The following is a 12,498-nucleotide window of genomic DNA, read 5'->3' as shown; positions in this document are numbered from 1 at the left end:
TCCACGCGGCTACACCGCCTGGGCGAACCCCCTTTCGAGGTGGACGTCCTCGGCGATGTGGGCGAGGTTCGCGGGGATCTCGCGCCCCTTCGACAACATCGACTGGGCCCACAGCCGTCCCGCGCGATAGGACGATCGCACCAGAGGCCCCGCGAGCACGCCGAGGAACCCGATGCGCTCGGCCTCCTCCTTGAACGCCACGAACTCCTCGGGCTTGACCCAGCGGGCGACCGGAAGGTGACGCGGCGAGGGGCGAAGGTACTGGGTGATGGTGATGATGTCGGTGCCCGCGTCGTGCAGGTCCTGCAGCGCCTGCACCACCTCCTCGGGCTCCTCGCCCATGCCGAGGATGAGGTTCGACTTCGTGATGAGCCCGGCGCCGCGAGCCTGGGTCAGCACGTCCAGCGACCTCTCGTACCGGAAGGCGGGCCGGATGCGCTTGAAGATGCGCGGCACGGTCTCGACGTTGTGGGCGAACACCTCGGGACGGCTGTCGAACACCTCGCCGAGGAGCGCGGGGTCGCCGTTGAAGTCGGTCGCGAGGATCTCCACGCCGGTGTTCGGGTTCTGCGCGTGGATCTGCCGCACCGTCTCGGCGTGGAGCCACGCGCCGCCGTCGGGCAGATCGTCGCGCGCGACTCCGGTGACGGTGGCGTAGCGCAGGTTCATGCGCACGACGCTCTCCGCCACCCGGCGAGGCTCGTCGGTGTCGTAGTCCGCGGGCTTGCCGGTGTCGATCTGGCAGAAGTCGCACCGGCGCGTGCACTGCGAGCCGCCGATGAGGAATGTCGCCTCGCGGTCCTCCCAGCATTCGTAGATGTTGGGGCAGCCCGCCTCCTGGCAGACGGTGTGGAGCTCCTCGGTCTTCACGAGGGCGTGGAGTGCCTGGTACTCCGGGCCCATCTTCGCCCGCGTCTTGATCCACTCGGGCTTGCGCTCGATCGGGGTCTGCGCGTTGCGCACCTCCAGCCGCAGCAGCCGGCGGCCGTCGGGGCCGGTCGCGGGAGCGGCGGCCGGGGTGCCGCACGCACTCATGCCGCCACCGCCGCGAAGTCGGCTTCGAAGACGCGCGCGATCGTGCCGACGACGTCGCGGGGCGCGACATCCGCCCCGACGATCTCGCTGATCGTCGTGACGCCGGCGTCGGTGATGCCGCAGGGGATGATGCCCCGGAATCCGGCCAGGCTGTTGTCGCAGTTGAGCGCGAACCCGTGCATCGTGACGCCCCGCTGCACCCGGACGCCGATCGCGGCGACCTTGTCCTCGCCGAGCGGGCGGCGGACCCAGACCCCGCTGCGACCCTCGACGCGATAGCCCTCCACGCCGTGCTCGCGCAGCGCGGAGATGAGGAGGTGCTCGAGGCGACGCACATGCGCGACGACGTCGACGGGCTCGGCGAGCCGGACGATCGGATATCCCACGAGCTGTCCCGGGCCGTGCCACGTGATCTTGCCGCCGCGGTCGACGTCGACCACGGGAGTGCCATCGGTGGGGCGCTCGTGCCGGGCCGTGCGCGCGCCCGCGGTGTAGACCGGCTCGTGCTCCAGCAGCAGGAGGGTGTCGGCGCGCATGCCCTCGACGACCTCGGTGTGGATGCGGCGCTGCAGATCCCACCCCTCGAGATAGGGGACGTAGTCGGGGGCGAGAGCCACCGTCTGGATGTCGAGCATCGGGTTCCTTCGCTTGCGGCGATTGATGGATCGCGTCCAACATTACGCCACCGGCCGCGTGGGAGGGACCCCCGCTAGCGTGTGGGAATGAGCAGCACGGGAAGAGTCGGCCGGCCCAAGGCGTCGTCGAGGGAGACCCTGGCCGAAGCCGCATGCGAACTGTTCCTGGAGAAGGGCTACGAGGCCACCTCCATCGCCGATATCGCCACCCGTGCCGGCGTGAGCCGGTCGAGTTTCTTCAATTACTTCGCCTCGAAGTCCGACATCCTGTGGGCCGGTCTGGACGAGCGTCTCGAGGTCCTCGACGCACGCCTCTCCTCGGATGAGGGGACGGATGCCGCGGCCGCTGTCCGCGCGGCGGTGCTCGATGCGGCGTCGGATTTCGCGCCGGACAGCCTCGCCCTCGCCGTGGTGAACGCCACCGCGATGGGGCTGGACGCTGAACTGGAGCGGGAGGCGTCGATCCGTCGCGCACGGATCGCGCGCAGCGTCGCGGCGCGGCTCGCGCGCGGCGGTGCGGATCGGCTGCATGCCGAGGTGGCTGGCGCGGCGTGGGGAGGCGCTGTGCTCGCCGCGCTGGAAGCGTGGGCGCACGACGGCGCCGGCGTCACGTCCCTCAGCCGGTTCCTCCAGCGCGCGGCCGCGGCCGCTGCAGCCGTCACCGCGCCGTCCGCGCAGGGAGCCGTGCGCCAGCTGCGGGTCGTCGTGCAGGCACCGGACTTCGAAGACACGCTGGCGTTCTACCGCGACGTGGTGGGGATGCCGCAGGCCGAGGCGTACGAAGCCGAAGGCGGAGCTCGGGTGGCGATCCTCGATGCCGGTCGCGCGACACTCGAACTCGCCAATTCCGGACAGGTCGCGTTCATCGACCGTGTGGAGACCGACGGCGATGCGCCGAGCGATCGCATCCGCATCGCGTTGGAGGTCGATGACACCTCGGAGACGGTCGCGCGCCTTGTCGACGGGGGAGCGGCGGTCGAGGCATCCGCTCGCCAGACGCCGTGGCGCTCGGTGAACGCCCGTCTGCGAGCACCCGCGGGCCTGCAGCTCACGCTGTTCCAGGAGCTCGGCGCGGAGGACTGACCCGCGCGGGGCCGAGGCGACGACGACGTCACCTCAGCCGGCGGCGGGACGGGGCATCCGCTCACGTAGAATCGGGGGATCATGGCGACTTTCGGCACCCTCTCCGACCGGCTCACCGAGACCTTCCGCAACCTCCGCAAGAAGGGGCAGCTCACGCCCGCGGACGTCGACGGCACCGTCCGCGAGATCCGGCGCGCCCTGCTCGACGCCGACGTGGCGCTGCCGGTGGTCAAGGAGTTCACCGCGAAGGTGCGCGAGCGCGCGCTGGGTGACGAGGTCAACCGGGCGCTGAACCCCGCCCAGCAGGTGGTGCAGATCGTCAACGAGGAGCTCATCGCGATCCTCGGCGGCGAGCAGCGCCGGCTGCAGTTCGCCAAGAACCCGCCGACCGTCATCATGCTCGCCGGCCTGCAGGGCTCGGGAAAGACGACGTTCGCCGGCAAGCTCGCGAAGATGCTCGAGAAGGACGGCCACACGCCGCTCCTCATCGCCGCCGACCTCCAGCGCCCGAACGCCGTCAATCAGCTGCAGGTCGTCGCCGAGCGCGCCGGGGCCGCGATCTACGCGCCCGAGCCGGGGAACGGCGTCGGCGACCCGGTCAAGGTCGCGAAGGACGGCGTCGAGCTCGCACGTCGCCAGCAGCACGACATCGTGATCATCGACACCGCGGGCCGGCTGGGCGTGGACGCCGAGCTGATGAAGCAGGCCGCGGACATCCGCAAGGCGACGGATCCCGACGAGGTGCTGTTCGTCATCGACGCGATGATCGGGCAGGATGCCGTCAACACGGCCAAGGCCTTCCAGGACGGCGTGGACTTCACCGGCGTCGTGCTGTCCAAGCTGGACGGCGACGCGCGCGGCGGTGCGGCCCTCTCGGTCGCGTCGGTCACGGGACGCCCGATCATCTTCGCGTCCACCGGCGAGGGCCTCGACGACCTCGAGGCCTTCCACCCCGACCGCATGGCCTCGCGCATCCTGGATCTCGGCGACATCCTCACCCTCATCGAGCAGGCCCAGCAGGCCTTCGACGAGGAAGAGGCCATGAAGATGGCCGAGAAGCTCGCGACCGAGAGCTTCACACTCGAGGACTTCCTCGAGCAGATGCAGCAGATGAAGAAGATGGGCTCCATGAAGAAGATGCTGGGGATGCTCCCCGGCATGGGCTCCATGAAGGACCAGCTCGAGAACTTCGACGAGCGCGAGATCGACCGCACCGAGGCGATCATCCGCTCGATGACGCCGGGGGAGCGTCGCAACCCCAAGGTGCTCAACGGATCGCGGCGTCTGCGCATCGCCCGCGGCTCCGGCATGACCGTGACCGACGTGAACCAGCTCGTCCAGCGCTTCGATCAGGCCGCGAAGATGATGAAGACCGTCGCGCGCGGCGGTGTGCCGAACATCCCCGGCATGGGTCCCATCCCGGGCGGCGGACGTCCGGGAGCATCGGCCAAGCGCGGCAAGCAGCAGAAGGCCAAGGGCTCGCGCTCGGGCAACCCGGCCAAGCGGGCAGCCGAGAACGCCGGGATCGCGGCATCCGCCACCACGGCTCCCACCGGATCCGGCTTCGGACTCGGCGGCGGCGCCACGGGCACTCCGAGCGAAGCCGACCTCGCCGAGCTGCAGAAGCTGCTCGGCAAGGGCTGAGCCTCGCGCCGTCGCGCAGGTGCTGCGGGCGGGGCGGTGGCGCGTGAGTCGAGGAGATCAGGCGATTCGACGAGATCAGGCTCGTTCGCTGCGTTCCCGCCTGAACCCGTCGAATCGCCTGAGCTCAGCGACACACGCCGCCTTCGAGGCGATGACGGATGCTGCGGCCGCGGCTAACCGGTGACGGCGAGGTGCTCCCGCAGCGTGGGGCCGGAGCGGAACTCACGGATGAGATGGCGCACGACTTCGCGCAGGTCGCCGTCCGCGGCATCCGCCACCAGAAGCTGACGGGCGTAGCTCGCGCCCTGGTTCAGCGTCGTCTCGATGCCGGCGAGCTCGCGAGAGCACTTCAGCTCGACGGCGATGTCGGAGAGCCGCTCGAGCGTCTCTCGCAGGTGCTCCGTCACGGGTACCTGCGTGCCCTCGCGATCGACGATGATCCGGGCGTCGAGCCCGTAGCGGGCGGCCCGCCACTTGTTCTCGCGAACGAACCACGGCTGCAGCGTCAGCAGGTCGCGGCCTTCGTCGAGCTCGCGCGAGAAGTGCTCCACGAGCGTCTGGACCAGCGCGGCGACGGCGGCCAGCTCGGGAAGCGTCGACATGCCGTCGCACGCACGAACCTCGATCGTGCCCCATCGGGGTGCGGGACGGATGTCCCACCGCACCTCCGTCGCATCCTCCATCACGCCGGTGCCCACGAGATCGTCGAGATAGCCCTCGAACTGGGCCCAGTTCTCCAGCGGCCAGGGCAGGCCCGCCGTCGGCAGCTGCTGGAAGACGAGGGACCGGTTCGACGCGTAGCCGGTGCGCTCTCCGGCCCAGAACGGGCTGGACGCGGACAGCGCCTGAAGGTGGGGGAGGTAGACCGCCAGGGCGTTGATGATCGGGAAGACCTTGTTGACGTCATCGACGCCGACATGCACGTGGATGCCCCAGATCATCATGTTCCGGCCCCACCACTGAGTGCGCTGGATGAGCTTGTGGTACCTCGTCTTGTCGGTGACCTCCTGCTCGAACCACTGCGCGAAGGGGTGGCTCCCCGCGCACAGCAGCTCGACGCCGAGCGGCGTCGTCTCGGTGCGGACGGCCGCGATCGCGTCGGCGATGTCGTCGACGGCGGCCGCGACGGTGTCGCCGATGCCGCTGGTCACCTCGACGGTGTTCGTGAGCAGCTCGCCGGTGACGGTGTACCGCTCGAGCGCGGTGCGCTCTTCCAGGTCGGCGAGGACCTCGGGGGCACGGGGGACCAGGTCGCCGGTCTCGCCATCGGCGAGCATGAGCTCCCATTCGAGCCCGACGGAGGAGCGGGCGGATGTCGCGAAGGGCACCGTCATTGCCACAGTCTGGCATGCGCCCCCGCCGTGACGGGTGGTTCGCGGCACGGTGAGTCATCTGGCAGAATAGAGGGTCGGATCACCTGCTCGACCCTCTATCCAGCGGGGCGGTCCTCCTCAGAGCTTCCGCCGGGTGTGCACCCCACGCTCCAGGCGACCAGTTCGTTCACTTCCCACACATTCAGGAGAATCGTGTCTGTCAAGATCCGTCTCAAGCGCCTCGGCAAGATCCGCGCGCCCTACTACCGCATCGTCGTCGCCGACTCGCGCACCAAGCGCGACGGTCGTGTCATCGAGGAGATCGGCAAGTACCACCCGACCGAGCAGCCCTCGTTCATCGAGGTCGACTCCGAGCGTGCGCAGTACTGGCTGAGCGTCGGCGCGCAGCCGACCGAGCAGGTGCTCGTCCTCCTCAAGCTGACCGGCGACTGGGGCAAGTTCAAGGGCGACGCGAACGCGGTCTCGACCGTGAAGACACGCGAGGAGAAGGCTCCCTTCGAGATCGACTCCTCCAAGAAGTCGGTCGTCAAGCCCAAGGCTGAGAAGAAGGCCGAGGAGCCCGTCGCGGCTCCCGCCGACGAGGCGACCGACGCGGCCGACGAGGCCGCCGAGTCCGCCGAGTAATCCGTTGCTGGCCGCCGCGCTCGAGCACGTCGTCAAGGGGATCGTCGATCACCCCGACGCCGTGCGCATCGACTCGTCCACGTCGCCGCGAGGCGACGTCCTCGAGGTCCACGTCCACCCCGATGACCGGGGTCGCGTGATCGGGCGCGGCGGCCGCACGGCCAAAGCCCTGCGCACCCTCATCAACGCGCTCGCCGACGGCAGGCGCGTCCGCGTCGACGTCGCGGACGACTGAGGTGACAGGCGACACGAACCAGCCCGGCGAGACCCCGGATGCCGCAGCGAAGGCCGTCCCGCCGTCCGGCCGCACCCAGTTGCGGGTCGGGCGCCTGGTGAAGGCCCACGGCCTCAAAGGCGCGATCAAGCTCGAGCTCTACACCGACGATCCCGAGGGCCGATTCGAGCCCGGCGCCACCTTCACCCTCCAGGTGCCGGCGTCCTCGCCGTGGCACGGCAAGACGCTCACGGTGCGCGAGTTCCGCTGGATGAACAGCCACCCCGTCGCGTTCTTCGACGGGGTCGACGATCGCAGCGCCGCCGAGGAGCTCATCCGCGCGATCCTCTGGATCGACCAGGACACCCAGGCCGCACCCACCGAGGACGACGCCTGGTTCGACCACCAGCTCGTCGGTCTCGACGTCGTCCGCGACGGGGTCTCGGTGGGCCGGGTCATCCGCGTCGATCACATGCCCGCGCAGGATCTGCTCATCGTGCAGACGAAGACGGATGCCGCGCACGGCGAATCCGGCGAGGTGCTGGTGCCGTTCGTCAAGGCGATCGTCCCCGAGGTCGACATCGCCGGAGGTCGCGTCGTGGTGACCCCGCCGGCCGGTCTGTTCGAGGAGATCCCGGGCGACGACGCCGAGGACGGCGACGCCGATGAGGCCGCCGCCTATGAGGCCGCCGAGTCCGGGGCGGCGGAGCCGCACACCGGCGAGCCCGCGGACGAGGCCTGAGCCGCGGCATCCGCTCACTGTCCTCGCCACTGCGGCGTGAGGTCGATGTGATGCGCCGGTAACACCGCGCGCGACGGCGTGGAACATCGCTCGGCGATCATCGGGGCATGGCCACGATCGCGCGCTCCGCGGTGCCCGCCACAGGCGCGCCCGCGACGGAGCTGCGCGCCGCGTGCTCGTACTGCGGCGTGGGCTGCGGCATCACCGTCACGACCTCGGACGGACGGACGCTCGCCAAGGCGGTGGGCGACAAGGCCCATCCGGCGAACGCCGGGAGGCTCTGCACCAAGGGTGCGACGCACGTCGACCTGATGCACGCGCCCGGCCGCATGTCGACGGCCGCGATGCGACCGGCGCGCGGCGAGGATGCCGTCCCCGTGCCCCACGACACGGCGATCGCCGAGGCCGGCCGGCGCCTGCGGGAGATCGTGGACGAGCACGGCCCCGATGCCGTCGCCCTGTATGTGTCGGGCCAGATGTCGATCGAGGCGCAGTACCTCTCGAACAAGCTCGTCAAGGGGTACCTGCGGGGCCTGCACATCGAGTCGAACTCACGGCTGTGCATGGCGTCGGCGGGCACCGGCTACAAGCAGTCGCTCGGCGCCGACGGCCCGCCCGGCTCGTACGAGGACATCGACGCAGCGGACCTGTTCTTCGTCATCGGCTCGAACATGGCCGACTGCCACCCCATCCTCTTCCTGCGGATGGCCGACCGCCTGAAGCAGGGGGCTCGGCTCATCGTGGTGGACCCGCGCCGCACGGCCACCGCGGACCGCGCCGACCTCTATCTGCCGATCCGGCCGGGGACCGACCTCGCGCTCCTCAACGGACTGCTCCACCTCCTCGTCGCCGAGGGGGCGATCGACACCGCGTTCATCGCCGAGCACACCGACGGGTGGGAGGTGATGCCGGCGTTCCTCGACGACTACGGACCGGACCGCGTGGCGAAGCTCACCGGACTCGACGTCGCCGACATCCGGACCGCCGCGCGCTGGATCGCCGAGGCGGGCGAGTGGATGACGCTGTGGACCATGGGTCTCAACCAGTCCACGCAGGGCACCTGGCACACCAACGCGATCTGCAACCTCCACCTCGCGACCGGTGCGATCTGCCGCACCGGGAGCGGGCCGTTCTCGCTCACCGGACAGCCCAACGCGATGGGCGGACGCGAGATGGGCTACATGGGTCCCGGGCTCCCGGGCCAGCGCGCGGTGTTCGATGCGGACGACCGCGCCTTCGTCGAGGAGGTCTGGGGGATCGAGCCGGGGTCCATCCGCGCCGAGGCGGGGTCGGGGACGATCGACCTGTACCGCTCGATGGCGGCGGGCGACATCAAGGCGGCCTGGATCATCTGCACCAATCCCGTCGCCTCCGTCGCCAATCGGCGCACGGTGATCGAGGGGCTGGAGGCCGCAGAGCTCGTCATCGCGCAGGACGTCTTCACCGACACGGCGACCAACGCATACGCGGACATCCTGCTGCCCGCGACGCTGTGGGTGGAGTCCGAGGGCGTCATGGTCAACAGCGACCGGACGATGACGCTGGTGCCGCGCGCGATCGAGCCGCCCGGCGACGCGCTGCCGGACTGGCTCACGATCTGCCTCGTCGCACGGGCGATGGGCTTCGACGAGGGCTTCGCGTTCGCGAGCTCCGAGGAGGTCTTCGACGAGATCCGGCGCTTCTGGAACCCGCGGACCGGGTGGGACGTGCGCGGCGTCAGCTACGACCGCCTCCGCAGCGGACCCGTGCAATGGCCGGCGCCGCCCGACGACGCGGAGGCGCGGCATCCGATCCGCTACGTGAACGACGGCGTGAGCCAGACGCCGCACCGCGCCGCGGACGGGACCGTGCCCCGACTGGCGTTCGCGACCCCCTCCCGCCGCGCGCAGTTCCTCGCACGCCCGCACCTGGGCCCGAAGGAGCTGCCGGACGACGACTTCCCGTGGATCCTCAACACCGGTCGGCTGCAGCACCACTGGCACACGATGACCAAGACCGGCAAGATCGGCAAGCTCGTGAAGCTCCACCCAGACCCTTTCGTCGAGGTCAATCCCGCTGACGCCCAGGCCCACGGGATCGCCGCCGGGGACCTGGTCGAGATCTCCTCGCGGCGCGGACGGGTCGTGCTTCCCGCCGTCGTCACTGACCGCGTGCGACCCGGGTGCCTCTTCGCGCCGTTCCACTGGAACGACGAGCACGGCGAGTACCTCACCGTCAACGCCGTCACCAGCGACGCGGTGGACCCCGCGTCCCTGCAGCCGGAGTTCAAGTACGCCGCCGTCGCCGTGCGGCGAGTGGGGCCGGCTCCGCAGGACGCCGAGCGGATGCCGCTCCCCGCCGCGCGCGAGGCGCTGCGCGCGGCCCTCGCCCGCCCTCAGGCGCCTCCGGCGCTCACCGAGGCCGAGGGCGCGTACGTGTCGGGATTCCTCACCGCCCTCGAGGCCGCACCCCTGGAGGTCGGGTTCGTGCCGGTTCTCCCGGAGTCGGCGCCCCTGGGTACGGCCGCGCGGGCGTGGTTCGACGGGGTGCTGGCCGGCCTGTACTCGCGTGTTCCGGTCGGAGCGGCGACCGCCGGAGGGGCCGCGGGAGAGGTGACCGTGCTGTGGGGCTCGCAGACCGGCAACGCCGAGGACGTGGCCGCCACGTGCGCCGCGACGCTCACGGCCCGCGGCATCCCTGCCCGCTCCGTCAGCATGGTCGACATGTCGCTCGCCGACCTTGCCGCGGTCAGGCGGCTGCTCGTGGTGACCTCCACCTTCGGCGACGGCGGTCCGCCGGACAACGCTGCCGGCCTGTGGCGCGAGCTGAGCGGCGATGCGGTGCCTGCGCTCCCCGACCTCGATTACGCCGTGTTCGCGATCGGCGACCCGAGTTACGACGACTTCTGCGGCCACGGGCGCAGCATCGACGAGCGCCTCGGCGCGCTGGGCGCGACGGCGCTCCTGCCGCGCGTGGACTGCGAGCCGGACTATGAGGAGCCGGCGGCGGCATGGCTCGAGCAGGTCATCGCGACCCTCGGCGCCGGGGCCGCGGCCGGGGCTGGGGCCGGGGCCGCGGCCGCGCCGCCCGCGACCCGGCGGCTCTTCACGCGCGCGAATCCGGTACGGGCGTCGCTGGTGACGAACACGCTCCTGAGCGGACCCGGCTCAGCCAAGGAGGTGCGGCAGTTCGGCTTCGAGCTGACCGCCTCCGGCGTCGCCTACGAGGCGGGCGACTCGCTCGGCGTCGTGGCGCCGAACTCGGCGGTGGTGGTCGAGGAGTGGCTCGAGGCGACCGGTCTGCGTGCGCGCGAGGTGGTCGATCTCGACGGCGAGGAGCGCTTCCTCGACGACGCCCTCGCGACCCGGCTCGACATCACCCGCATCACCCCCGACCTGCTCTCCTTCGTCGCCGAGCGCACCGCTGACACCGCACTGACCACGCTGCTGCGTCGCGAGAACAAGGGACGGCTCGAGCAGTACCTGTGGAGCATGCACGCCGCGGACCTGCTGCGCGACTTCCCCGTGCACGCGGAGGCCGAAGAGTGGATGCCGGTCCTCAAGCGCCTGCAGCCCCGCCAGTACTCGATCTCGTCGAGCCCGAAGACGAGCCCCGACGAAGTGCAGCTGACGGTCTCGGTGGTGCGCTTCGAGACGGAGGCCGGCCGGCGCCGGGGCGGGGTCGCCTCGACGTTCCTGGCCGATGCGGCGACGGAGGCGCCGGCGCCGATCTTCCTGCAGAAGTCGCCGCACTTCCGCCCGCCGGCGGACCCCGACGCTGCGATCATCATGATCGGCCCGGGCACGGGAATCGCACCGTTCCGCGGGTTCCTCCACGACCGGCGGGCCGACGGCCACACCGGCAGGAACTGGCTGTTCTTCGGCGAGCAGCACGCCGCCACCGACTTCTACTACCGGGACGAACTCCGCGCCATGCACGAGGACGGCTTCCTCACGCGGCTCGACCTGGCATTCTCCCGCGATCAGCGCCAGAAGATCTACGTGCAGGACCGCATGGTCGAGCACGGTGCCGAGCTCTGGCGCTGGCTGCAGGACGGCGCGCACGTGTACGTGTGCGGTGACGCGAGCCGCATGGCCAAGGACGTGGACGACACGCTCGAGACCATCGCGCAGCGCCACGGCGGGCTGTCGGCCGAGGCGGCCGCCGACTACAAGCAGTCTCTCGTCGCGCAGAAGCGCTACGTCCGTGACGTCTACTGATCGGCGCTCGGTCAAACCGGGGGGAGATCTGCCGTGTCACGGTGCCCGCGGTCGGCTGGCGTGCGGGAATCTCCGGCTGGATTCACCCCGGTCCCGTGCACGCACGACAGAACGGCCGCACCCGTGGGGTGCGGCCGTTCTGTCGGAGGCGGTCAGATGCGCTGCTGCGCGAGCGAGCGGCGCGGAACGACGTAGACGAGGACCGTCAGCGCCATCAGGCCGACGTACGCGGCCACGAAGCCGTAGAACGCCGCGGTGTACCCGCCGGTCGCCAGCTGCGACGCGTTGAGCACCTGGGGCACGACGAAGCCGCCGTAGGCGCCGATAGCCGAGATCAGTCCGAGAGAGGCCGCGGCCTTGCGCTGGACCTTGATCCCGGCCGGGGTGCCCGGAAGAGCGCCGGTCGCGAGGCCACGTGCGGCGAAGATGCTGGGGATCATCCGATAGGTCGAGCCGTTGCCCATGCCGGTCGCCGCGAACAGCACGAGAAAGCAGGCGAGGAAGACCCAGAAGCTCTGCAGCGGCAGCGTCCAGATGAGCGACAGCGCGCCGAGCGCCATGACGGCGAAGGCGCCGACCGTCACGCGCGCACCGCCGAAGCGGTCGGCCAGCCGGCCGCCGAAGGGCCGCGCGAGGGAGCCGACCAGCGCGCCGAGGAAGGCGAGCGAGACGGCGGCCTGGCCGACCTGGAAGGTCGAGAACGCCGGGAACTGGTCGGCGATCAGCTTCGGGAAGACGCTGGCGAAGCCGATGAACGAGCCGAACGTGCCGATGTACAGCAGGGACATGACCCACAGGTGCGGCTCGCGCAGCGCGGCGGCCGAGCCGGCGAAGTCCGCCTTGGCCGACGACAGGTTGTCCATGTACCGCCACGCCCCCCACATCGCGACGAGGATCAGGGGAATCCACATCCAGCCCGCGAGCGAGACGTTCATCGTCGCCCCGGCGCCGATGGTGACCACGACGGGCACGGCGAACTGAGCGACCG

9 protein-coding genes and 1 pseudogene are annotated in these 12,498 nt (G+C 70.7%); 6 read left to right on the top strand and 4 right to left on the bottom strand.

Features of this window, described 5'->3' with window-relative positions; all coding sequences use genetic code 11:
* Nucleotides 1-9: 9 nt before the first annotated feature.
* The gene (lipA, locus tag ACE3O1_RS05925; protein WP_374313413.1) at nucleotides 10-1,035 is read right to left on the bottom strand and encodes a lipoyl synthase; all 1,026 of its coding nucleotides are present in this window, start codon (nucleotides 1,033-1,035) and stop codon (nucleotides 10-12) included.
* Entirely contained in the window at nucleotides 1,032-1,670 is a 639-nt protein-coding gene (gene lipB / locus ACE3O1_RS05920) for a lipoyl(octanoyl) transferase LipB (protein ID WP_374313411.1), read from the bottom strand. Before lipB ends, lipA begins: the two co-directional genes overlap by 4 nt.
* A gap of 87 nt (nucleotides 1,671-1,757) precedes the next feature.
* Between lipB and ACE3O1_RS05915 the strand changes: the two genes are divergently transcribed.
* Complete coding sequence (locus ACE3O1_RS05915) at nucleotides 1,758-2,753, top strand: TetR family transcriptional regulator (RefSeq protein ID WP_374313409.1); 996 nt, start codon at nucleotides 1,758-1,760, stop codon at nucleotides 2,751-2,753.
* Between the two features lie 81 nt (nucleotides 2,754-2,834).
* A complete protein-coding gene (ffh, locus tag ACE3O1_RS05910) occupies nucleotides 2,835-4,397 on the top strand; it encodes a signal recognition particle protein (RefSeq protein ID WP_374313407.1) in 1,563 nt (520 codons plus the stop codon).
* A 173-nt stretch (nucleotides 4,398-4,570) separates the two neighbouring features.
* On the opposite strand, the gene ACE3O1_RS05905 is transcribed toward ffh, so the two are convergent.
* Complete coding sequence (locus tag ACE3O1_RS05905; protein ID WP_374313405.1) at nucleotides 4,571-5,731, bottom strand: glutamate--cysteine ligase; 1,161 nt, start codon at nucleotides 5,729-5,731, stop codon at nucleotides 4,571-4,573.
* 192 nt (nucleotides 5,732-5,923) lie between these two features.
* On the opposite strand from ACE3O1_RS05905, the gene rpsP reads away from it, so the two are divergent.
* The 4 genes from rpsP (at nucleotide 5,924) to ACE3O1_RS05885 (ending at nucleotide 11,510) form a co-directional block, all read left to right on the top strand.
* Complete coding sequence (rpsP, locus tag ACE3O1_RS05900) at nucleotides 5,924-6,355, top strand: 30S ribosomal protein S16 (protein ID WP_374313403.1); 432 nt, start codon at nucleotides 5,924-5,926, stop codon at nucleotides 6,353-6,355.
* Between the two features lie 4 nt (nucleotides 6,356-6,359).
* On the top strand, nucleotides 6,360-6,590 hold the full coding sequence (locus tag ACE3O1_RS05895; RefSeq protein WP_374313401.1) for an RNA-binding protein: 231 nt from the start codon (nucleotides 6,360-6,362) through the stop codon (nucleotides 6,588-6,590).
* 79 nt (nucleotides 6,591-6,669) lie between these two features.
* Nucleotides 6,670-7,311 (top strand): ribosome maturation factor RimM, encoded by a 642-nt coding sequence (gene rimM / locus ACE3O1_RS05890; RefSeq protein ID WP_374313448.1) that lies wholly within the window; start codon nucleotides 6,670-6,672, stop codon nucleotides 7,309-7,311.
* 107 nt (nucleotides 7,312-7,418) lie between these two features.
* Nucleotides 7,419-11,510 (top strand): molybdopterin-dependent oxidoreductase, encoded by a 4,092-nt coding sequence (locus ACE3O1_RS05885; protein ID WP_374313399.1) that lies wholly within the window; start codon nucleotides 7,419-7,421, stop codon nucleotides 11,508-11,510.
* Between the two features lie 152 nt (nucleotides 11,511-11,662).
* On the opposite strand, the pseudogene ACE3O1_RS05880 reads toward ACE3O1_RS05885, so the two are convergent.
* Nucleotides 11,663-12,498: pseudogene (locus ACE3O1_RS05880) on the bottom strand (MFS transporter); the annotation flags it as partial.

The organism is Microbacterium sp. (assembly GCF_041909575.1).
Lineage (GTDB): Bacteria > Actinomycetota > Actinomycetes > Actinomycetales > Microbacteriaceae > Microbacterium.
This window is presented reverse-complemented; position numbering and strand designations above follow the sequence as displayed.